Source organism: Flavobacterium aquiphilum (assembly GCF_027111335.1).
Taxonomy (GTDB): domain Bacteria; phylum Bacteroidota; class Bacteroidia; order Flavobacteriales; family Flavobacteriaceae; genus Flavobacterium; species Flavobacterium aquiphilum.
This window is the reverse complement of record NZ_CP114288.1, coordinates 3,023,217-3,045,651: the sequence shown is the minus strand read 5'-3', so window position 1 is coordinate 3,045,651 and position 22,435 is coordinate 3,023,217. Positions and strand designations below refer to the sequence as shown.

The window sequence follows — 22,435 nt, the reverse complement described above, 5'->3', positions numbered from 1 at the left end:
CTCCATTTCGGAGCATTTTTTTGTTCTTTTTTGAGATCAATATTTTATTACTGATAAAAGACTCCTTTCGTTTTAACTCATGTTTAACCCAAATAAATTTTAAAACATACACTATTTGTTCTAATTTTATAAAAAAATAAAAACTTATGAAAAAAATAGTATTAGCGATTAGCGCTGTATTTCTTTTTAGCATCCAAATTCAAGCACAAGTGAAACAAACGATTTATCAATTTAAAGTAGAAGATTTATATGGTAAGACTTTTGATTTCGCTACTCTAAAAGGCAAAAAAGTAATGATTGTCAATACCGCTTCAAAATGTGGATTGACTCCACAATATAAAGATTTGGAAGCTTTGTATAAAGAATATTCATCCAAAGGATTTGTGATTGTAGGTTTTCCTGCCAATAATTTTGCTTCACAAGAACCAGGAACTAATGAAGAAATTGCTACTTTCTGTAAATTGAATTATGGAGTTACCTTCCCGATGATGGATAAAGTTTCGGTAAAAGGAGATGATATGTGTGCTGTTTATCAGTTTTTGACACAAAAATCTAAAAATGGTCTTGAAGATTCTGAAGTAAAATGGAATTTTCAAAAATACCTTATCAATGAAAAAGGCGAATTGGTAAAAGTAATTTCGCCAAAAACATTACCAACAGATCCGGAAGTAGTGAATTGGATTAAAGGGTAGTGATCCGTTATCAGTATTGAGTATTCAGTTATAAAATAGAAAAGAGTTTGCATGGCAAACTCTTTTTTTATGGGTTTATGTTTTCCTGTATCCTGAACTTATTCCTTTGTAATAATTTCTTTCACAGTTGCTTCGTAATTTCGAATGCTTTTAGTCTTTTTGATGTTTTTATAGGTTTTATGCGGATTTGAAAATATAACCGAAAAGTATTCCCATAAATGATGCATTTTTAAAAGAATGTGTGCTTGTCCGGATAATGATTCACTGTAACCTTCATAAAGTGTGTCATGGAATGCGTTGAATAATTCCATTTTGTTTTTAGGATATTCCAAAGAGTCATTTTTTATCATGCTTGGTAAAAAAGGATCTGAAATCAGACCTCTGCCAATCATCCAGTGATCTATCGATGGAAAGCGCTGTTGCATTTTACGGAAACCGGTAACTGATGTAATATCTCCGTTATAATATAATTTATGTTTGGTATTGTCTATACATTGCTGAAAAGCATCCAGATGAACACCACCTTTGTATAGTTGCTTTCCAATTCGTGCATGTATGGCAATGTTTTTTAAGGGATAAGTATCCAAAATAGGCAAGACATCCAGAATTTCTTCAGTTGTATCATATCCCAAGCGCATTTTCATAGATACAATAATATCAGTTTCCGAGTGGGCGCGATCCAAAATATGATTGATTTTTTCAGTATTACTAATAAGGCCAGAACCCATGCCGGATTTTGTAACCATAGGATAGGGACAACCCAAATTCCAATTGAGTTCTTTATAACCCAGTTGGCGCACATATTTGGCGACGAATAAGAATTCTTCTGCATCATTGGTGATGACTTGAGGAATGACTTCAAGACCAACATTGTTTTCAGGGAGTAAATCTCTTTCGTAGGATGATTTTATTACCAATTTTCCGTTCAAACGAATATATGGGGAGTAATAAGTGTCAATTCCACCGAAATATTTGTTGATGGCATTTCGAAAACGAAAATCAGTAAACCCCTGCAAGGGTGAGGAAAGCAGTGTAAAGCTCATAAATATTCTTAAAAGCGCAAAGATATGTCTTTATGGCTTATGCTTGGTCGGAATTATTTATTCCAAAATCAATTGCATAAAAACAGAATGTAGCCAGCGGTCAAACTTGTAGGCTGAGTCTTTAATGATTCCAACGGTTTTGAAACCAAATTTTTCATGAAAATCGATACTGCTTTGGTTTTCGGCATCAATTACGGCGATCATAGTATGCAAATTTTGCTTTTTTGCCAATTGGATTAATTCAAACAATAACAATTTTCCAATTCCTTGACCTTGAAAATCATTATCGACATAAACGGAGTGTTCGACGGTGTACTTATAAGCTTCGCGAAAACGGAATTCGCCATACATCCCAAAACCGGTTACTTTACCATCCGCTTCGGCAACAATCACAGGGAAGTTTTTCTTGATTTTGTCTTCCAATAATGCTTTTTGCTGTTCGTAACTTCGAATGTTATAATCGTATATGGCTGTTGAGTTCAGGATATTGTAATTGATGATATCCAATATCGCCTGAGTATCCCCGGTTTGATAAGGTCTTAATTTAATTTTCATTTCTAAATTTATTTCTTATCAAAAATAGGAAAAAGTTGTTCGATTTGAAGGAATTCGATAGTCAAGTTTGTAACTTTGCTCTTTAGTTTAAAGCGTTAGAAAAACTTCAAACTTTTAATCTCTAATTTCTAATTTCAAAAATGGTTTATCCCAAAATACCTTTAGCCCAAAGCCTACTTCAAATTTTTTTAGCCAAAGGAATCACAAACATCATAATATCACCCGGATCAAGAAACGCGCCACTTACGATTGGTTTTGCCAGTAATCCCGCTTTTAACTGTTACAGTATTGCCGATGAGCGCTCCGCAGCATTTTTTGCTTTAGGAATTGCGCAGCAAACCCGCAAACCCACCGTGGTTGTTTGTACTTCGGGTTCGGCGTTATTGAATTATTATCCAGCTTTTTCGGAAGCGTTTTATAGCCAGATTCCGTTGATTGTCGTTTCGGCAGACAGACCGCAAAATAAAATTGATATTGGTGATGGACAAACCATTCGTCAACAGAATGTATTTTCCAATCATTCCTTGTACAATGCCAATTTGCTTGAAGCGGCATCAGAGGAAAATGACCGAAAAATAAACGAAGCTATCAATACGGCTATTGCCAAAAAAGGTCCTGTTCATATCAATGCTCCATTTGAAGAGCCTTTGTATGAAACGGTTTCGGAGTTAGGTGTTAATAGTGCTATTATCGCTTCCGCAAAAGTAAATCGCACAATTGACATCAATGATTTACAGAAATCTGTTCCTCTTTGGGACAAAGCTACTCGAAAACTGATTTTAATTGGAGTAAACGAACCTAATTCAATTGCTGAAGATGTGATTAAGGCTTTCGCCAATGATGAATCGGTGGTTGTGATGACCGAGAATACTTCGAATGTTAGTCACGAAAGTTTTATAAGTAATATCGATACCATTATTACGCCGTTTACAAATGAAGATTTTGAAAAGTTCCGTCCCGAAATTTTGGTGACTTTTGGAGGAATGGTCGTTTCTAAACGAATAAAAGCCTATTTCAGAAAATACAAACCAGACCACCATTGGCATGTGGATACCTTAAGGGCTTATGATACTTTTGGCTGTCTGTCGGAACATTTCGAGGTGGAACCCAATACGTTTTTTGAGGCCTTTTTGCCATTGACTTCGAAGGTTGAAAGTGATTATTTCTCACAGCTAAATGCTATTAAAGAGTTACGAAAAGAAAAGCATGATATCTATTTGACAAAGATCCCTTTTACAGATTTCAAAGTTTTTGAAAAAGTGATTAGTGGCATGCCAAAAAACAGTCAATTGCAGATAAGTAATAGTTCAGCGATTCGTTATGCGCAATTGATCCCGATCGATCCTTCAATTGAAGTTTATTGCAACAGAGGAACTAGCGGAATTGACGGTAGTACTTCAACAGCAATTGGTGCAGCAGTTGCCAATACTAAACCAACAGTTTTCATAACCGGAGATATTGGATTCTTATACGATAGTAACGCACTTTGGAACAACTATATTCCGAAAAACTTCAAAATCATTTTGATTAATAATGGTGGAGGAGGGATTTTTAGAATTTTACCGGGGCATTCGGAAACTCCTGTTTTCAATACCTATTTTGAAACGTCACATAATTTAACTGCAGAACATTTGTCCAAAATGTTTGGGTTGGATTATTTGACAGCCAATGATGAACCGAGTTTGTCCAAAGGATTGGAATTGTTATATGCACAAAATGATAAACCGGTTATTTTAGAAGTCTTTACACCAACAACAGAAAATAATGCAGTTTTATTGCAGTATTTTAGAGAGCTGGTTTAGACTTTTTTATTTAAAAGATAAATGAACATATTTGTTCAATGAAAATAAATTTTCCTTTAAGTAGTAAAATTTCACGAAAAAATAATGAATAAAAATCGCACACTTTAATAATAAATTACTAAATTTGAGGTAGTTATAAATTGTTTGTATAAACCTTTAAATATGTTTTTATGAGTGCAAAAGATGTATTAATTGTAAAGTACGCAGCCGATTTGAAAGAAAAATGCGGGATCATACCAGACATGGATTTATTGACCAAAGTGACAATTGGCTGTGGTCCGTCCATATATAATCCTGACTCTTCTATTATAGCGGGAACACAGCAATCCGAAATTGCGACAGTTAAAAATAATTTTCTAATTAAGAAATTAGGCTTGAAAGATGGCCCCGAACTTCTTAAGGGAATTGATTCTGTATTGGAAAAATATGGAAGAGCAAACAAAAGTAAATACAGAGCAGTAGTTTATTATTTATTGGCTCTGCATTTTGGAAGAGAAAGTGTTTTTAGTTAAAGTTAATTTAAGTTATTTGGAAAGCGTCTTTAATAGGCGCTTTTTTATTGGAAATGTTTTTTATAAATCCATTTTCAAAGTTTGTACCTTTGCACTTAAATTTAGTTGGAATTACAACTTAGAATAAAATCAAAATGATTGAAATAGGAAAATATAACACGTTAACAATATTGCGTGATACCAAAGTGGGTTTGTTTTTGGGTGACCCAGAAAAAGATCCTGAAGGGAAATACGATGTGCTTTTGCCTAATAAATATGTGCCTAATGAATTTGAAATAGGTGAAGAGCTAGTGGTTTTTGTGTATTTGGACCACGAAGAGCGTCCGGTAGCAACAACTTTGGAACCTTATATATTACTGAATGAATTTGCGCTTTTGCGAGTGAATTATATCAATCAAATTGGTGCTTTCATGGATTGGGGGATGGAAAAGGATATTTTAGTACCGTTTAAGGAACAGGCTCGCCCTATGGAAAAAGGAAAACGATATTTGGTCTATCTTTATATGGATAAAAAAACCAATCGTTTGGTTGCATCCAGTAAATTGAATCAATTTTTAAAAAATGACGATCTTACCGTTGAAAAAGGAGAAGAAGTAGATTTAATAGTTTCTCATATTACCGATTTGGGAATTAATGTAATTATCAACGAAAAGCACAAAGGATTGCTGTACAAAGATGAAGTTTATGATGATTCGATTCGTACAGGAGACCGCATGAGAGGATACGTCAAAAATATCAGACCTGATCACAAGATTGATGTGGCATTGCAAATTCAAGGTTATCAAGGAGTAGAACCGAATGCTGAAAAAATCATGGATGAATTGCGGGCAAGCAGAGGCTTTTTACGCTTAAATGACAATTCACATCCAGAAGACATCAAAACGGTTTTGAAAATGAGCAAAAAAACCTTTAAAAAAGCAATTGGTGCTTTGTATAAGGAAAAGTTGATCGAGATAAAAGAAGACGGAATTTATCTGGTTAAGGAATAAAAAAAAGGCTAATCATCTGATTAGCCTTTTTCTCTTACTTTTGTTTGTACCCTATAGATATAAACAAAAATAAAATTTTCTTGCATTTTCAAAAGTATATTTAAGCACTTTTACTATTGTATTGGTAATACCTGTAATCTCTAAGTGTGAAAATTACTTTGTAAAATGGATTGTCTTATAAATCAAATACTCTCTTTTCGATAGTAAAATCTAAATTTCGCAATAAAACCATTGGTTGACTATACATTTAAAGTTTATTTTCCTGGAACAATTTGTTTTGATTTTAAAAACTTGTTGGATTATAAATCTTTTATTTAACCTTTTGGTGCTACTATTTTATCAATTACCACTTTAGCGAATACTTCATTTAAATGCTTGTATTTTATGGTCTTTGAAATATTTACATAATTTAAAACCAAAAAAATAGAAGCGACAATAATTTCAAATTCACTCAAAAAAATCGTTTTTTAGGTTTGTAAATCAGTGAATAACTCTATGCTAACCTGAATTAATAACTAACGTTGTTTTACTTTAGAATAACGATTAGCATGAGATAAAAGTAATAATTATTTTTTTTCATGAATGTTAAAATCTAGATTTTTTTTAAATTTTAACGCTTCTGATTCATTTGAATTTTTATTGAAAGTATTGGTTTAATAAAGTGATTTTTAGTTTATTAAAAATCTTACGACTTAAAATTGTACATTAAGATTCAATCCCCAAATCGCTTTGTTAGTACCGCTGTTAAAACCAACAGGACTTACATTTGATTGTACTTTAACTTTCTGCTGGTATCCTAGACCATCCAAAAGTGTATTGAAAGGATCCATTAAAACGAGGGAAGTGTAACCAAGGAATCTTGATTTCAATACTCTTTTATCATGTCTCAAAATACTTTTTTTGCAATAGAAAAATCCTTCTCCTATGGCAGAACCAACTACAGGTGTAATTATTAAATCCTGTTTTGAAGGGATTTCAGCAAATGCTTCAATTCCATATTCCCAAAAGCAGGTAGACATAAAGGCCGAGTACAAAAAGGATTCAAACCAAGTAAAACCACTACTTCTGGCAGTCATATAATAAATTCCTCCCGCATAAGGATGGGTAACCCAGTTTAAAACCCAGTCATCATGATCCCAAACCGGACCTGCTTTTACATTTTGCTTCCATTTATATGTAATTCCATTTTCTTTCATGGCTTCTTTGTCCCAATTGGTCACGCTTTCAGGCATGGCATACAATATCCCAAACGAAATAACGGCAGCTCCAAAATACATTGCAGTATCATAACCTAATCTTGTGTAATCTCTTTTGATTGGCGGATAGTTAATTGCATTTTGTTGTACGACCGTGCTATCAGCTAAAATAAGCATGTTGTACGGATTAACATTCTCTGGAGTGTCAGAGTAGGCAAGTGTGTTTTCGGAAGGAGGAGTTTGATTGAGATTATGAAAGTTTACTGGCTGTAGTGTTTGTTGGGCAAAAACTGTATTGGCAGACAATAAAATTACAATGGCGTATAAAATATTTTTTAAAGAATTCATTTTTTGGTTTAGAATATAGTTGAGTTAGGCTTTTTGTTGTTGAATTCCAAGCTTTTTTATATTGGTATTCTTCTCTCAAAAGCGGCGCAAATATAATTAATTTAAAATAATTGGGTAAGGTATTCCTTTATATCTTAAAGTTAAATTTTGTTCGAATGCTGATTTGGAGGGTATTCTCTAAAAAGGTGAGGCAAGGTCAAATTAAAAAGCTCAAACAATCCTAAGATAGTTTGAGCTTTTGTTTTTCTCAGATTCTTTGTGTCTTTATAGATTGGTAGGTCTATAAGTTGTTCATGTTTTAGTTATTCAATTTTATAAATCCTCCATCAATAGGGTAATCGCAACCAGTAATAAAGCCAGCTTCATCACTACAAAGGAATAAAGCCAAAGCAGCTACTTCTTCCGGTTTTGCCATACGGCCTATTGGTTGTGATTTTGATAGTTTTTCGAACATTTCAGCTTCTTGACCAGGGTAATTTTTGGAGATAAAACCATCCACAAAAGGAGTGTGAACCCTTGCCGGAGAAATTGAGTTACAACGGATGTTTTCGTTAATGTAATCTTTGGCTACAGACAAAGTCATTGACATTACTGCTCCTTTAGCCGTAGAATAAGCAAATCTGTCAGGAATTCCAACCCATGATGCAATTGATGCCATGTTAAGGATAACTCCTCCGCCTGAAGTTCTTAGTTGTGGTATGGCCGCATACAAACAATTGTAAACTCCTTTTACGTTCACACTCATGATACGATCAAAATCGGCTTCGGGTGTAGTATCTACTTTACCAACATGCGCAATACCAGCATTGTTAACCAAAATATCAAAAGCTCCGATTTTTTCAAATGTCGCGGTTACCTCTTGCTGATTGGCAACATTGCATGCATGTGAAACTACTTTTCCTCCTAAAGCAGTGATTTCTTCTACCGCAGTTTGAGCACTTTCTTTAGTCAGTTCAACGATATGTACTTCGGCTCCTTGTTTAGCGAATAAAACAGAAATAGCTTTTCCTATTCCGCTACCACCACCTGTAATTACTGTTTTTTTGTCTTTTAATGAAAACATGGTCTTTATTTTTTATTATAGATATATTAATTAAGTCAATTTAGGCTTGATTTGTTTTATGACCGTTAAAGGCGAATAAAAGGATTACTGAAAAACAAACTAATGGAACAACGTAACCGTTTTGGATATTTCCGGTAGCATCTGAAATTAATCCTAGAACAGGAGGTAATAATGCTCCTCCAACGATTGACATTACAATAAGAGAAGAACCAATTTTTGTATTATGCCCAAGTCCGTCGATTCCCATGGAGAAAATTGTAGGGAACATGATGCTCATAAAAAATGCAATTGCAATCAAAGTGTATACTACAACCATTCCTGTACCAACGATGGCCAAAAGTGATAGCAAAATATTGATTATTGCATAGATGATCAATAGTTTTCTTGGTTGTATGTATTGCATGAAGAATGTGCCTGCAAAACGGCCTAGCATAAAGGTTAAACCAAAAGCACCTAAGAATTTTGCTGCTGAATCTTCAGTAAGACCGGCTGAAGTAGTTGCCATTTTTATGAAAAAACTAGCCACACAAACTTGCGCTCCCACATAAAAAAACTGTGCCAAAATTCCCCATCGTAAACGCATCGATTTCAAAGCTCCGGCAAAACTTCCTGCTTCATGTCCTTCGGCGTCTTCTTTGTCTTCATTTGTGATATCAGGCATGTGGGTGAAATAAAATATAACTGCTACTGTCAAAATGATTAATCCTAAAATCAAATAAGGCATTTTTACACTCGCTGCTTCTTCCAAAATATGAGCGTGCATTTCAGAAGGAGTCAGAGCATCCAATTGTTCTTTAGTCAAACTTTTTCCGGATAAAATCATTGGTCCGATAAAGGCTGGAGCAACATAAGCGGCAAGTCCGTTGAAAGATTGTGAAAAGTTCAATCTTTTGGTTGCCGTTTCAGCAGGTCCTAAGATCGTAACATAAGGATTGGCGGCGGTTTCCAAAAAGGTAAGTCCGCAAGCAATCACAAACAAAGCCCCAAGAAAATAGATATATTGCAATGAATTAGCGGCCGGAACAAAAAGAATACATCCCATTCCAAAAAGAAGTAATCCTAATATAATTCCCGATTTATAACCATATTTTCGCATAATGTAACCCGCAGGCAAAGCCATAACGAAATAGGCAATAAAAACGGAGGAATCTATCAGTGAGGATTGTAAATCCGAAAGATTAAATGCTTTTCTTAAGTGAGGAATAAGTATCGGATCCAAATTGTGAACAAATCCCCAGAAAAAAAATAAGCTGGTTACTAATATAAAGGGGAATAACCATTTTTTATTTTCGTTTGAGTTCCCATTCTTTGGGGTTCCGGATTGAGGTGCTAATGCCATGCAAATTGCTTTTAAGTTAGTATAGTTTTAGGATTTGAAAGATATAATTACTAAAGTCTGTTTGTTAATTCAATATTATCATAGTTTAGTTATTAATTATCTTTTTGAATTGAATCAATTAGAAACAAAAAATCAAAATAATGCACTTTCTGCGGATTTTATTATGATATTTATCAGAAAATAAAAGCTATTTGATAAAAAAATATTAGCCCTAAAAAAATTAGTTTTCAGTTTTTTTACGGTATTCTTTTGGCGTAGTCCCTGTCAGTTTTTTGAAAAGCTTGTTGAAATTAGAAGCGGTTTTGTAACCACACTCGTATGCGATTTCAGACATTCCCATATCGGTTTCTATTAAAAATTTACATGCGTTGGCAACCCTAATTTCATTGAGATATTCCACAAAATGTTTTTGGGTTTTCGCTTTAAACATTCTGCAAAAAGAAGTTGGGGTTAAATTTGCGATCTGGGAAATTTCATCTAATGAAATGTCTTGTTTGAAATTGTTTTTTACATAATCAAAAACATCAGATATGCGATCATTTTTGGTTTGTTCATTTACAGGCAAATAAGCTTCATTATTTACAAATGAAATGTCCTCACTTTCAGAAAGAATTGACAGGATTTCAAAAAGGCCAATAATGATTTCGAAGTTTTTTTTGTTGACTAACTTTTCCAGTTTTTTTGCAACCAATTCGTTTGTTTTTCCCGAAATCGAAAGTCCTCTTACGGCCTTGTTGAAAAGGTTGTTTATTTTTTGCGTTTCTTTTAATTCATAAAAAATAGGTCCAAAAATATCTTTGTTAAAATAAACTACGATAGCTTGGGCTTTTAATGTATTGATGCCTTTGTAATAAATTTCGTCATTCAGCCATACATGGGGAATGTCCGAACCAAGAAAAACCATATCGCCGGAAACAAACTGCTCAACAGAATTTCCCACGATTCTTTTTCCGTAACTTTCTTTGATATAAACTAATTCGAGTTCGGGGTGTGAATGAAAAGGAGATTGAAAAAAAGATTCCTCACGGGAAATAACTGAAATGTAGCTATTCAGGTAGGATGTTATTTTGGTTTTTTCAATTTTCATTTTTCTATTTTTTGCCGTAAAGATAAGTAATAATTAAACTAAGGTAATATTGAGGTAATAAATATGGTTTAGTACCAGTATATTTAGAAAATAAAATGCTAAAAATATAATGTCCTACTAATAAGTTTTAGGAATTATAAGCAGTAAACAAAAAAAAATCAAAAATATGAGGAAAACGATTTTATTGGCGGTACTGTTATTTTCTATGTTGTCGCGAGCACAGCAAACAATTAACATTATCCCGCAACCAGTTAGTTTAGAAATGAAGCAGGGAAGTTTTGTCATCAATGATAAAACAGCTATCAAAATTTCTAAAAAAGATAAAGAAACAGAACGAGTAGTTCATTTTTTTACAGAATATGTAAAAAGGGTTTCAGGCTTTGATTTAAAAGCAAACAACAAAGGAAATAAAATTATTTTTCAAATTGAAAAAATCGAGAATATAGGAGATGAGGGATATTTGATTTCGGTAAATTCAAATGAGATTTCAGTTAAAGCAAATACTTCTAAAGGGCTGTTTTATGGCGTTCAGTCATTGTTACAAACTTTGCCTTTTACACGAACCAACGATTTGGTTCAAATTCCGAGTATGGAAATTAAAGATTATCCACGTTTTCAGTGGAGAGGTTTGATGCTTGACGTCAGCCGACATTTTTTTGCCCCCGAATTGGTAAAAGAATTTATCGATTTGTTGGCAACTTATAAAATGAATGTTTTTCATTGGCATTTAGTTGACGGAGCCGGATGGCGCTTAGAAATCAAAAAATATCCTAAACTGACTCAGCAAGCCGCTTGGCGTGTAGATGATACCGCAAAACCTTGGAACTGGGCAGAGGTAACATTCAATGCAGACAGAAGTAAATCGACTTACGGAGGTTATTATACCCAAGAGCAGGCAAAAGAGATTGTTGCTTACGCCAAAGAAAGAAATATTACCGTTGTTCCAGAAATTGAAATGCCAGGACATTCAGAAGCTGCAATGGCTGCATATCCTGAACTTTCTTGTAATTCTAAAGTTAATTTTGGGACGACTGGAAATTTCTTTGCCAGTAAAGGCGAAAGCAATTATTGCGCTGGAAATGATCAGGCATTTGCGTTTTTAGAAGATGTACTTACTGAGGTGATGGCTATTTTTCCTTCCCAATATATTCATGTGGGAGGTGATGAAGTTGATAAAACAAGTTGGAAAAACTGCCCTAAATGTCAAGCCAGAATGAAAGCAGAACAATTGAAAGACGAAAAAGAATTGCAGAGTTATTTCATCCGTAGAATCGAAAAGTTTTTGGTTTCCAAAAATCGAAAAATGATTGGCTGGGACGAAATTTTAGAAGGCGGTTTAGCTCCTGAAGCAACTGTTATGAGTTGGCAGGGTGAAGCAGGTGGAATTGAAGCAGCCAAAATGGGGCATGACGTGATCATGACTCCTGGTTCTCCATGTTATTTTGACCATTATCAGGGCGATCCTGAAACAGAACCTGCAGCAATCGGTGGATTTAATACTTTGAAAAAAGTGTATAGCTATGAACCGATTCCGTCAGAATTAACCCAAGAGGAAGGCAAACGCGTTTTGGGTTCACAAGCTAATTTATGGACAGAATATATCCCAACTGCAGAACAGGCTGAATATATGATTCTTCCGCGTATGCAAGCTCTGGCGGAAGTATTGTGGTCTCCAAAGGAGAAGCGTAATTGGGAAGATTTCAATAAACGATTGCAGCCCCACTTAGTAGGTTTTGATCAAAAAGGGCTTCATTATTCCAAAGGAAATTTCAAAGTAGACATTAAACCGATAGTGGAAAATGGTAAACTTTCTATTGCGCTTGAAACAGAAAATACTGATGGTGTCATTTATTATACAACCGATGGGAGTATCCCTACTATCGGAAGCAGTAAATATGAAAAGCCATTTGCAGTTAATTCATTTATGACAGTAAAGGCTATTATGGTATTGAATAACAAGGTTATGAATAAAAAACCAGCTGAACAATCATTTACTTTCAATAAGGCTACAGGGAAAAACGTAATTTATACAAATGCTTTCAGCAAATATTATCCTGCCAACGGTGCAAATACGTTAACAGACGGTATTAAGGGAACTAAAAATATTGGCAAACATTGGCATGCATTTGATGGAAATGATTTAGTGGCTACAATAGATTTAGGAGCAATAACTAATGTAAATACTATTACTTTGGGCTGTATCCAAAATTACGGACAATGGGTGTTTTTACCGCAATGGGTAAAATTTGAAGTTTCGAGTGATGGAATTAATTTTAAAGAAGTAAAGACTATAATAAATTCGGTTCCAGCTTCAGAAAAAGAGTTGGTGATTAAAGATTTTGAGGCTAAATTTTCGGAAGAAAAAGCGAAAATTGTTCGTGTTACAGCCAAGAATCTTGGGCAATGTCCTCTAGGCCATCCGGGCGAAAATCAATCGGCTTGGTTGTTTGTTGATGAAATTACGGTGAATTAAAAAAATAAAGTGTAAAGATGAAAAAAGGAATATTTATTATCGCGTTATTGTTTACAGTTCAAATGTTTTCGCAGGCTATCTACGAAGACGAACGTTATGTGCCTGAAACTGATCCGTTGGTTCTGAAAAATCTAGAGCAATGGCAAGGGAAAAAGTTTGGATTATTGATGCACTGGGGAACTTACAGTCAATGGGGAATTGTTGAATCTTGGTCAATTTGCCCGGAAGATTATGGATGGTGTGAGCGCAAAAAAGGAAGTAATCCAGCCAACTATACACAATATGTAAAAGAGTATGAAGGTTTGAAAAAAACATTTAATCCAACAAAATTCGACCCTTCAAAATGGGCCAAAGCAGCTAAAGCAGCCGGAATGAAATACATGGTTTTTACCACAAAACACCATGATGGGTTTACAATGTTTGATTCAAAATATACTGATTATAAAGTAACCGACAAAGATTGTGCTTTTAGTACAAATTCAAAAGCCGATATTTTGAAGGAAGTTTTTAATGCTTTTAGAAATGAAAATATTTCAACGGGAGCTTATTTTTCTAAACCTGATTGGCATTGCGAAAACTATTGGGATCCTTATTTTCCTCCTTTTGACAGAAACGTAAATTACGATCCAAAGCTTTACCCTGAAAAATGGCAAAAATATGTTGATTTCACGCACAACCAAATTTTAGAAATTTTGACCAATTATGGTAAAGTTGATATTTTATGGTTAGATGGCGGATGGGTTAAAAAAAGAGATTTGCAGAACATCAAAGAAAACTATGCTGAAAAATTTGCTGAAAATGAATCGAAAGATGGTTTTATCAAACATAGAGTAGTGGATCAAGATGTAAAAATGGACGAATTGGTTGCAAAAGCACGTCAGAAACAACCGGGATTGATCGTTGTGGACAGAGCAGTTCACGGTAAAAATCAAAATTATTTAACCCCTGAAAACAGAGTTCCTGAAAAGACGTTGCCTTATCCTTGGGAATCTTGTATTACTTCAGGAGGTGGTTGGTCTTATACTCCAGACGCGAAATACATGACAGGAAGACAAGGAATTCATATGTTGATTGATGTAGTTGCCAAAGGCGGGAACTTATTGTTGAACATTGCTCCAAGCCCGGAGGGTGAATGGCAGCAAGGTGCTTATGATTTATTGGCAGCATATGCCGATTGGATGAAGGTAAACAGCATCGCAATTTACGACACAAAACCAATTGTGCCTTATAAGGAAAACAACATTTGCATGACGCAAAATAAAATGGGTAACGTTTTCTTGTTTTATTTGGCAAAAGATGGAGAAGATAAGATTCCCGCAGAAGTTACAGTAAAATCTATTAATCCAAAAAAAGGAACAAAAATTACAATGTTAGGTTCAAAAGTTTCTCTTAAATGGAAAAAAGAAGCTCAAGGATTTAAAGTTGTAATTCCAGAAAGTCTTAGACAAAATTTACCAGCAAAAGAAGCGTGGACTTTGAAAATTGAAACGATTGACAAATAGAGATATGTTTTTAGGAAGAAAAAGAACAATACAAACAGTATGTTTTCTTTACATGCTGTTTTTTAGTATAATAATTTCTGCTCAAAAACCAGCAGATTTTGTGAATCCGTTTATTGGAACTTCAAATTACGGAGCTGATTTTCCAGGACCAATTGCGCCACGAGGAATGGCAAGCATTAGTCCTTTTAATGTGGCTGGGCCTAAGAACTTGCCTCTGGAAAAAGACAGTCAGTGGTTGTCTAATCCTTATGTGAATGAAAATACATTTTTAACCGGATTTAGCCAGGTGAATTTAAGTGGGGTAGGTTGCCCAGATTTAGGCGTTATTTTGCTAATGCCAACGACTGGAACTGTTGAAACCAATCATTTAAAATATGGTTCGACTTATTCCAATGAAGTTGCCAAAACGGCTTACTATAGCGTAGATATTGATAAATATAAGGTTAAAGGCGAATTTACAGCTTCAAAAAGAGTTGGAGTTAGCAAATTCACTTTCCCGAAAGGGCAAGCTAATATTTTATTGAATCTCGGCTTGGGATTAACCAATGAAGAAGGAGCGATGGTAAAAGTCGTTTCTTCAACCGAAATAGAAGGGATGCGTACCGTAGGTTCATTTTGTTATAATAGCCCCGAACAAGCTTATCCGGTCTATTTTGTAGCAAAATTTTCAAAACCCGCAGATCAATTTGGAGTCTGGAAAAAGACTGCAAAATATCAAGGAGAAGAAGCAAAATGGATGGGTTATAATGGCAAAACTCGAATGATGGAAAATACCATTAAAACGGTGGTTGGAGATAGTATTGGGACTTATTTTTCGTATCAGTTTGATAAAGAGGAGACGGTTGAAGTTAAAATTGGGGTTTCGTATGTGAGTATCCAAAATGCCCGTGAGAATTTAGAAAAAGAAACAGGAAATAAGTCATTTGAAGCTATTTATAAAGATACCTACAATGAATGGAACGAAGAGCTTTCGAAAATTTTGGTCGAAGGAGGTTCTAATGATGATAAGACTATTTTTTATACCGCATTGTACCATACTTTGATTCATCCAAATACTTTAAATGATTTTAATGGAGAGTACCCGGAAATTAGACGAAGTAAGATTGGTAAAACCGAAGGCACACGTTATACGGTTTTTTCCTTGTGGGATACGTACCGAAACATGCATCAGTTAATGTCTTTGGTTTATCCGCAACAACAGTCCAATATGGTTAAAAGTATGTTGCAAATGTATGATGAAAACGGTTGGTTACCAAAATGGGAACTGAATTCGACTGAGACTTTTACAATGGTTGGAGATCCTGCGAGTATTGTTATTGCAGATACTTATTTGAAAGGAATTCAGGATTTTGATGTTCAGAAAGCTTACAAAGCAATGTTGAAAGGAGCCGATCAGATCGAGAATAATCCGTTACGTCCGGGGCTTAAAGAATATATTGAAAAAGGATTTTTGACAACCAATCATCATGGCCCGGTTTCTACGACAGAAGAGTATAATACTGCGGATTATTCCATTTCTCTTTTAGCGAAAGCTTTAGGAAAAAAACAAGACTATGAACGCTTTAAAAATCGTTCGTTATCTTACCGAAAATTATATGATAAAAACCTAAAATTGCTTCGACCTCGAACCGTTGACGGAAAATGGTATGAACCATTTAATCCTGATACAGGAGCTAATTTTCAGGCGAATGTTGGTTTTGTTGAGGGAAATGCATGGCAATATGCTTTTATGGTACCACACGATATAAAAGGATTAATGAATTTAATGGGAGGTGATAAAAGCTTTTCAAATCAATTGCAAAAAGTCTTTGACAATAAACAATTTGATATGGCAAATGAGCCAGACATTGCTTATCCTTATTTGTTTAATTACGTACAAGGAAAGGAGTGGAGAAGTCAGGAATTAGTGAAAAAACTTGTGAAAGAGTATTTTCAAAATAAACCAAAAGGATTGCCTGGAAATGACGATACTGGAACAATGTCTGCTTGGTTGGTGTATTCTATGATGGGAATTTATCCTATTTCGCCCGGTGATCCAATTTATACGATCACGACACCAATGTTTGATAAAATTACAATTCAACTAGATCCAAAATATTATAAAAAGAAAACTATTGTGATTGAACGGGAAATCAATAACAATGGTAAAATCAAGGCGATTCAATTAAACGGAAAAACACTTAATAGCTATTTCATTTCGCATGATGATTTTGTAAATGGAACTACGCTGAAAGTGATTCAGAATTAAAATGAAAAAGGGGCTTCTAAATTGATGCCCCTTTTGTTTTGTTTCAAATTAAATAAGAAGTAAACTATTTTACTGTTTTCACACCCAATTCAGCAGTCGAAATATAATTTCCATCAACACTGCTTTTGCCAATGAATTTAAAATATCGTGCTTTTACAGCTGTTTTTAAAGGAACGTTTTGTTCAACAGGATTGCTTTTGATGTTTGAAAATTCGCCTTCGGCAACGGTTGTCCAGGTTGTATTATCGTTACTTGTTTGCCATTCGTAGTTTTTCACAATGCCGCCAGTTCCGTTTTGACGAGGTAAATATGAAAATGAAGCAATACTTATTTCTTTGCCCATATCAATAGTGATTGATTGTGGTAAAGCTGTATTTTCAGGAGTGCTCCAAAGACTTCTTACATTATCATCAATGGTATTCAACGATTTTCCGTTTTCTTGATTTTCAGAAGTAGCTGCAACTACTTTCCAGTCTTTTTTAGATACATTGAACGATTGAATTACCATTTCGCTTGATTTCATATCGGTTCCAAATGATTTTGCTTTCACTTCACCCGAAGTAGAAAATACAAATGCTTCTTTATAAACCGGAGATTGCGCAGAAGGTTCTGTTCCGTCAATGGTAAAATGGATTTCTTTTACAGGCATTTCAGTAGTTATAGAAACCATTCCATCTTTATCTCTTTTGATTTTTGGCTTTGCCAATTGTTCCGGCTCTTTAAATACTCCAACATCGCTCAAAGCAATACAAACAGGCGATTCTTCGATACGAATTCTTAGTTTTGAAGCAGTAACATAATTTGGCAAACGTACCAATCGGTTTGAACCAATGCTTGTTGCTTCGCCTATTTTTTTCCAATTTCCATTGACAAAAGCATCGATTTCAACTTTTTCGATACGTTGCCCCAATTTGATGTTTTCTCTAAGACGGATAACATTAAATGTTTGGTCTTTTTTCCATTCTAAAGTAAGCGATGCTTTTTTTACATCATCATCGGTCGCCCAATACGAGTAACGATTTTCATCAATCAGGTTTTTAATACCAAATGATTTGGCATCACCACCTCTGGTATTAGAAGCTGTAATTACAGCAGATTTAGCAAGGTTGTCAGCAAATAATTTTTTCAGATAGTCCCCAAAATCTTTTAGATTTTTTACGTCATTTTGATGCAACAAACCATCAGTTGTTGGCGAAAGCCCTAAATCAAGACAACCACCCCTTCCTACGGAATTAGTATAAATCTCAAATAATTCTGAAACTGTTTTCACGTGATTATCATCAGTAGTGTGGTAAAACCAACCATTTCTTAACGGTACATCACATTCGGCCGGTTTCCAATATTTACCGTTTCTTGTTCCTTCAGGTGCTTTTCTGGAATCGGTTGCTCCCGGTGCAGCAACTGTATTACCGTCTGTTGGTAGTGGCGTAAATGTTGCCCATGAGGTTTCGGCAGCAAAACCATGCTCATTACCTACCCAACGTACATCACCCATATCGGCAAAAATAACGGCTCCCGGTTGCAATTTTCTGGAAATTCCCCAAGTGGTTTCCCAACCGTAATATTTTGTGCGATCGATACTTCTTTTTTCGTTTTTTCCGCCATAATAACCATCGCCTCCATTGGCACCATCAAACCAGGTAATGAATAAGTTCCCGTAATTTGAATACAATTCGGTTAATTGTTCACGAAATTTGGTCACATATTCAGGTTTGCCATAATCTTCATTATTTCTGTCCCAAGGTGAGCAATAAAGCCCGAATTTCATTCCTGCATTACGTACAGCAGTTTCAAATTCTTTTACCATATCTCCTTTTCCGTCACGGAAAGGGCTTTTACTGATATTGTAATTTGTTGTTTTGGTAGGCCACAAACAAAAACCATCATGGTGTTTGGCAACAAGAATCACTCCTTTGAAGCCACCAGCCTTGGCAGCATTTACAATTTGACTCGCATCAAATTTAGTTGGATTGAAAATTTTTGGATCGGCATCTCCATAACCCCATTCTTTGTTTTGAAAAGTTGTTGGTGTAAAGTGTACCAAAACATATTGTTCCATTTCATGCCACTGTAATTGTGGTTCGGTAGGCAAGACGCCATAGGGAGCAGGAGCAGTCACTTTTTGGGCTGTCATAGACAAAAATGCTAAACATCCAATAGCGGTCAATAACCTTTTTTTCATTTTTTATTTCTTCGAAAAATTATTTACTTACTTTGATTACTACCGCTTCTTGACTGGCTAACGAACTTCTAAGCTCTTGCGGAATCGTAACAATGATTCCTCCATCTGTTTTTTTGCTGGACAATTTTTGTTTGTTAGATAATAAAGTAGCTTTCAAACTGCCTTTCATATCGGTTTTGATAGTGATTTGTGCAGGCAATTCTTTTTCGTCTTTTGCCGGCATGTAAATCCCGTAAATAGCAGCTCCTTTTTGTGTATAACCTACTTTTCCGTCCAAGTAGGGTGCAACAGGTTTGGTATCATAAATCGCTTCACCATTAACAGAAAGCCATTTTCCAACATTAGCTAACGTTTTTTCAATTTTCGGGTCAAATTCCCCTTTGGCATCTGGTCCAACTCCCAATAAAAGATTACCGCCTTTTACAACAATGTTCGTAAGCAATTGTACCACTTCTTTCGAAGATTTGTAATGGTCATTTGGTACCCATCCCCAGGCTCCTCCAAGGGTAATGCAACTTTCCCAAGGCACTGTCAAAGGTTTTTCGGGAGTTTTTTGTTCAGGTGTCAGGTAGTTTTCATATTCGCTAGGAACCCAACGATCCACAACCAACATTCCTGGTTGTTTTTTGCGTGCCGTTTCCGAAATCAATTTCATGTTGATATCCATATCATAAGGATATTTACAAAACTCTTCGACTTTTTTATTGATCGTATTTAAAGGTCGAACCCAGCATCCATCAAGCCAAAGAATATCAACTTTTCCGTAATTGGTTGTCAATTCGTTCAATTGGTTTTGAGTGTATTTAACATAGCTATCCCATCTTTCCGGAAATTTTTTGATGTCATAAGTAGGATTCCTGTCTTTTGGTGGATAATACGACCACCAAAAATTTTCGGTTGTCCAGTCAGGCTTTGAAAAATAAACTCCAACAGCCAATCCTTCTTTTCTCGACGCATCCAAAACGTCTTTCAACACATCCGCTTTTGGATTTTTTCCATAAGGAAACTCCGGATTTGTAATTTTAAAATCGGTGTATTTCGAATCATACATACAAAATCCGTCGTGGTGTTTCGAAGTAAAAATCATATATTTTGCCCCAGCACCTTTGAACATTTTTGCCCATTTCTCCGAATTCAGATTGGTCGGATTCAATTTGTATTTGGTATTTCGGTAATCAGTGGCGTATTTGTAATAATCATCATAGCCATCTCTGGTTACCCAGTCTTCAGGTGCCAAGCCCCAGGATTCAACGGTTCCCAACTGCGTGTAAAGCCCCATGTGGATTAATACTCCAAACTTGTAACCCTGCCATTTATCAAGATTAGCTTTTACCAAAGGGTCTTTGGTCCAAACATAGCCTTCTTCTTCTGATTTGTCGGCTTTCATACTGAATTCACCTTGCGCGTGAAGGGCAATCGTGTTGGAAAAAACAACTGCGGCAAATAATAATTTAAATCTGTTTTTCATCTTTTGTCTTTTAGTTTTTGAAACGATGGATGATATAATTTTTTTAGGAGCAGAAACATTAGTTTTTTTTGTATGCATGATTCCCGCTTTCGCCTTTATCTCTTCGCTTCACTACGAGGATATCGGCTCTATCGGGGCTGAAAGGAAACAATTGGCTTTCTTGCCATCATTTCTTTCTTTGCGTCTTTGCGTGAAATTAGACAAAGAAGCAATGGTGCAAAGCAATTTGTGAGTTATTTCAAACCCAAAACCAAAGCCTTCACTTCTTTACCGTCGGCAGTTTCAGTTCCATCTGTAATTGCTGACGAATGGTAGTAGGTCGTATTCATTTTCTCTTTCAACATCCCTACATTCGATGAGCGAACACCTCCGCCTGGCATGATCACAATTCGGTTTCCAGCTTTTTTAGCCAATTCTTCCAAAACCGAAATTCCTTCAACAACATTAGGTTCTTGTCCAGAGGTCAAAATAGTTTTGAATCCGCAATCAATTACAGTTTCCAACGAATTGTAAACATCAGTAACAACATCAAAAGCGCGGTGGAAAGTACAAGGCAAAGGTTTGGCCAAAGCGACTAATTCTTTGTTTCGAACTACGTTTACACTATTGTCCTTATTCAAAATCCCGAATACAAATCCGTCAACATTCAACTTTTTGTATGCTTTTATTTCCTGTTTCATTTGCTCGTATTCGGCATCGCTATAAACAAAATTTCCGCCTCGTGGACGAATCATAACGTTCAAAGCAATGGTCAGTTCTTCACGGGTAGCAATTATCGTTTCCATTGAAGGAGATGTTCCGCCTTTGCTCATTTCATTGCAAAGTTCAACGCGGTTTGCACCGTTTTTTTGTGCAATCACCGCCGATTCCGGATTGAAACAGGCAATTTCCAAATTATATTTTTTCATTATTCTGCTTAGTGCTTTTAAGGTTATGGTTTCAAATGAAAATCAGCGTCAATTAATCGGTTTCCGGTTTCGTCATTAACGGCATAATTGAAACCGCTTTGCACGCAGTAAGAACCGTATTCTCCTTTTTTGTTCAAGGCGATAAATCCAACCTGAATATCTTTCAAATTTTTATTTCTGATTTTCATTAGTTTTACTACTCTCGAAACGGCTTCTTCACACGCTTTTTGAGGTGATTTTCCCTGACGCATCAATTCGACAACCAAATGGCATCCTGAAATTCGGATCACTTCTTCGCCGTGCCCTGTTGCAGTTGCAGCGCCAATTTCATTGTCAACATACAATCCCGCACCGATGATAGGGGAGTCCCCCAGACGTCCGTGCATTTTGAAAGCCATTCCACTTGTAGTACAAGCTCCTGAAAGATTTCCGGCGGCATCCAAGGCAATCATCCCAATCGTGTCATGATTTTCGATGTTTGCAATTGGTTTGTATTCGGAGGTTTTCAACCATTCTTTCCATTCTCTTTCAGAATCGGGAACCAATAAATTTTCTTTAGGAAATCCTTGAGATAAGGCAAATTGTAGTGCTCCGTCTCCCACCAGCATAACGTGAGGTGTTTTTTCCATTACGGCACGTGCTACAGATATCGGGTGTTTGATGTATTCCAAACAGCCAACGGATCCGATATTTGACATTTCATCCATGATACAAGCATCCAGCGTTACGCGGCCATCTCTGTCGGGACGTCCTCCGTAACCCACGCTTCTTTCTTTAGGATCGCCTTCAGGTACTTTTACACCTGCTTCTACGGCGTCTAAGGCACGACCTCCTTTTTTTAAAACTTCCCAAGCGGCATCATTGGCTGCAAGCCCGAATCGCCAAGTTGAAAGCACAATTGGTTTTCTTACTTTGGATGAGTCCAAAATTGTTTCTTCGACTTCTTCAGATGTGCCTCTGAACGAAGTTAATGCAACGGCTGCCGATGCAATGGCTGTTGTTTTTAGAAAATTTCTGCGATTAGTCAT

Annotated in this window: 18 protein-coding genes; 7 read left to right on the top strand and 11 right to left on the bottom strand. The window is 35.7% G+C overall.

What is annotated here, in order from left to right; all coding sequences use genetic code 11:
* Positions 1-146 precede the first annotated feature (146 nt).
* Positions 147-692, top strand: a complete 546-nt coding sequence (locus OZP12_RS12480; protein WP_281225333.1) for a glutathione peroxidase — start codon at positions 147-149, stop codon at positions 690-692.
* Positions 693-790: 98 nt separating this feature from the next.
* Here OZP12_RS12480 and OZP12_RS12475 read toward each other — a convergent pair whose 3' ends face one another.
* A complete protein-coding gene (locus OZP12_RS12475) occupies positions 791-1,735 on the bottom strand; it encodes a tRNA dihydrouridine synthase (protein ID WP_281225332.1) in 945 nt (314 codons plus the stop codon).
* Between the two features lie 57 nt (positions 1,736-1,792).
* On the bottom strand, positions 1,793-2,290 hold the full coding sequence (locus OZP12_RS12470; RefSeq protein WP_281225331.1) for a GNAT family N-acetyltransferase: 498 nt from the start codon (positions 2,288-2,290) through the stop codon (positions 1,793-1,795).
* Between the two features lie 140 nt (positions 2,291-2,430).
* Between OZP12_RS12470 and menD the strand changes: the two genes are divergently transcribed.
* The 3 genes from menD (at position 2,431) to OZP12_RS12455 (ending at position 5,593) form a co-directional block, all read left to right on the top strand.
* A complete protein-coding gene (menD, locus tag OZP12_RS12465) occupies positions 2,431-4,092 on the top strand; it encodes a 2-succinyl-5-enolpyruvyl-6-hydroxy-3-cyclohexene-1-carboxylic-acid synthase (RefSeq protein WP_281225330.1) in 1,662 nt (553 codons plus the stop codon).
* Between the two features lie 170 nt (positions 4,093-4,262).
* Entirely contained in the window at positions 4,263-4,604 is a 342-nt protein-coding gene (locus OZP12_RS12460) for a DUF2853 family protein (protein ID WP_281225329.1), read from the top strand.
* A gap of 134 nt (positions 4,605-4,738) precedes the next feature.
* Positions 4,739-5,593, top strand: a complete 855-nt coding sequence (locus OZP12_RS12455; protein ID WP_281225327.1) for a CvfB family protein — start codon at positions 4,739-4,741, stop codon at positions 5,591-5,593.
* A 314-nt stretch (positions 5,594-5,907) separates the two neighbouring features.
* On the opposite strand, the gene OZP12_RS12450 is transcribed toward OZP12_RS12455, so the two are convergent.
* From OZP12_RS12450 to OZP12_RS12430, 5 genes are all read right to left on the bottom strand, one after another.
* Positions 5,908-6,048, bottom strand: a complete 141-nt coding sequence (locus OZP12_RS12450) for a hypothetical protein (protein ID WP_281225326.1) — start codon at positions 6,046-6,048, stop codon at positions 5,908-5,910.
* A gap of 237 nt (positions 6,049-6,285) precedes the next feature.
* Positions 6,286-7,137: a DUF3943 domain-containing protein gene (locus OZP12_RS12445; protein ID WP_281225325.1), complete on the bottom strand. Its 852-nt coding sequence runs from the start codon at positions 7,135-7,137 to the stop codon at positions 6,286-6,288.
* 298 nt (positions 7,138-7,435) lie between these two features.
* Entirely contained in the window at positions 7,436-8,200 is a 765-nt protein-coding gene (locus tag OZP12_RS12440; protein WP_281225324.1) for an SDR family NAD(P)-dependent oxidoreductase, read from the bottom strand.
* A gap of 40 nt (positions 8,201-8,240) precedes the next feature.
* Entirely contained in the window at positions 8,241-9,539 is a 1,299-nt protein-coding gene (fucP, locus tag OZP12_RS12435; RefSeq protein WP_281225323.1) for an L-fucose:H+ symporter permease, read from the bottom strand.
* A gap of 220 nt (positions 9,540-9,759) precedes the next feature.
* On the bottom strand, positions 9,760-10,626 hold the full coding sequence (locus OZP12_RS12430) for an AraC family transcriptional regulator (RefSeq protein ID WP_281225322.1): 867 nt from the start codon (positions 10,624-10,626) through the stop codon (positions 9,760-9,762).
* A gap of 166 nt (positions 10,627-10,792) precedes the next feature.
* Here OZP12_RS12430 and OZP12_RS12425 point away from each other — a divergent pair, with 166 nt between their 5' ends.
* The 3 genes from OZP12_RS12425 to OZP12_RS12415 are packed head-to-tail and all read left to right on the top strand — an operon-like array spanning position 10,793 to position 16,849.
* Entirely contained in the window at positions 10,793-13,099 is a 2,307-nt protein-coding gene (locus tag OZP12_RS12425; RefSeq protein WP_281225321.1) for a glycoside hydrolase family 20 protein, read from the top strand.
* A gap of 17 nt (positions 13,100-13,116) precedes the next feature.
* Positions 13,117-14,601: an alpha-L-fucosidase gene (locus tag OZP12_RS12420; protein WP_281225320.1), complete on the top strand. Its 1,485-nt coding sequence runs from the start codon at positions 13,117-13,119 to the stop codon at positions 14,599-14,601.
* A gap of 4 nt (positions 14,602-14,605) precedes the next feature.
* Entirely contained in the window at positions 14,606-16,849 is a 2,244-nt protein-coding gene (locus OZP12_RS12415) for a GH92 family glycosyl hydrolase (protein ID WP_281229069.1), read from the top strand.
* A gap of 64 nt (positions 16,850-16,913) precedes the next feature.
* Here the strand turns inward: OZP12_RS12415 and OZP12_RS12410 are convergent, their stop codons facing one another.
* From OZP12_RS12410 to OZP12_RS12395, 4 genes are all read right to left on the bottom strand, one after another.
* Complete coding sequence (locus OZP12_RS12410) at positions 16,914-19,031, bottom strand: alpha-L-fucosidase (protein ID WP_281225319.1); 2,118 nt, start codon at positions 19,029-19,031, stop codon at positions 16,914-16,916.
* Between the two features lie 19 nt (positions 19,032-19,050).
* A complete protein-coding gene (locus tag OZP12_RS12405; RefSeq protein WP_281225318.1) occupies positions 19,051-20,499 on the bottom strand; it encodes an alpha-L-fucosidase in 1,449 nt (482 codons plus the stop codon).
* A gap of 233 nt (positions 20,500-20,732) precedes the next feature.
* A complete protein-coding gene (locus OZP12_RS12400) occupies positions 20,733-21,407 on the bottom strand; it encodes a copper homeostasis protein CutC (protein WP_281225316.1) in 675 nt (224 codons plus the stop codon).
* 23 nt (positions 21,408-21,430) lie between these two features.
* On the bottom strand, positions 21,431-22,435 hold the full coding sequence (locus OZP12_RS12395; protein ID WP_281225315.1) for an isoaspartyl peptidase/L-asparaginase: 1,005 nt from the start codon (positions 22,433-22,435) through the stop codon (positions 21,431-21,433).

Excerpts from the sequence above, each read along its gene's own strand:
- OZP12_RS12480 (WP_281225333.1), top strand. The coding sequence starts at position 147 with ATGAAAAAAATAGTATTAGCGATTAGCGCTGTATTTCTTTTTAGCATC.
- OZP12_RS12475 (WP_281225332.1), bottom strand. The coding sequence starts at position 1,735 with ATGAGCTTTACACTGCTTTCCTCACCCTTGCAGGGGTTTACTGATTTT.
- OZP12_RS12470 (WP_281225331.1), bottom strand. The coding sequence starts at position 2,290 with ATGAAAATTAAATTAAGACCTTATCAAACCGGGGATACTCAGGCGATA.
- menD (WP_281225330.1), top strand. The coding sequence starts at position 2,431 with ATGGTTTATCCCAAAATACCTTTAGCCCAAAGCCTACTTCAAATTTTT.
- OZP12_RS12460 (WP_281225329.1), top strand. The coding sequence starts at position 4,263 with ATGAGTGCAAAAGATGTATTAATTGTAAAGTACGCAGCCGATTTGAAA.
- OZP12_RS12455 (WP_281225327.1), top strand. The coding sequence starts at position 4,739 with ATGATTGAAATAGGAAAATATAACACGTTAACAATATTGCGTGATACC.
- OZP12_RS12445 (WP_281225325.1), bottom strand. The coding sequence starts at position 7,137 with ATGAATTCTTTAAAAAATATTTTATACGCCATTGTAATTTTATTGTCT.
- OZP12_RS12440 (WP_281225324.1), bottom strand. The coding sequence starts at position 8,200 with ATGTTTTCATTAAAAGACAAAAAAACAGTAATTACAGGTGGTGGTAGC.
- fucP (WP_281225323.1), bottom strand. The coding sequence starts at position 9,539 with ATGGCATTAGCACCTCAATCCGGAACCCCAAAGAATGGGAACTCAAAC.
- OZP12_RS12430 (WP_281225322.1), bottom strand. The coding sequence starts at position 10,626 with ATGAAAATTGAAAAAACCAAAATAACATCCTACCTGAATAGCTACATT.
- OZP12_RS12425 (WP_281225321.1), top strand. The coding sequence starts at position 10,793 with ATGAGGAAAACGATTTTATTGGCGGTACTGTTATTTTCTATGTTGTCG.
- OZP12_RS12420 (WP_281225320.1), top strand. The coding sequence starts at position 13,117 with ATGAAAAAAGGAATATTTATTATCGCGTTATTGTTTACAGTTCAAATG.
- OZP12_RS12415 (WP_281229069.1), top strand. The coding sequence starts at position 14,606 with ATGTTTTTAGGAAGAAAAAGAACAATACAAACAGTATGTTTTCTTTAC.
- OZP12_RS12410 (WP_281225319.1), bottom strand. The coding sequence starts at position 19,031 with ATGAAAAAAAGGTTATTGACCGCTATTGGATGTTTAGCATTTTTGTCT.
- OZP12_RS12405 (WP_281225318.1), bottom strand. The coding sequence starts at position 20,499 with ATGAAAAACAGATTTAAATTATTATTTGCCGCAGTTGTTTTTTCCAAC.
- OZP12_RS12400 (WP_281225316.1), bottom strand. The coding sequence starts at position 21,407 with ATGAAAAAATATAATTTGGAAATTGCCTGTTTCAATCCGGAATCGGCG.
- OZP12_RS12395 (WP_281225315.1), bottom strand. The coding sequence starts at position 22,435 with ATGACTAATCGCAGAAATTTTCTAAAAACAACAGCCATTGCATCGGCA.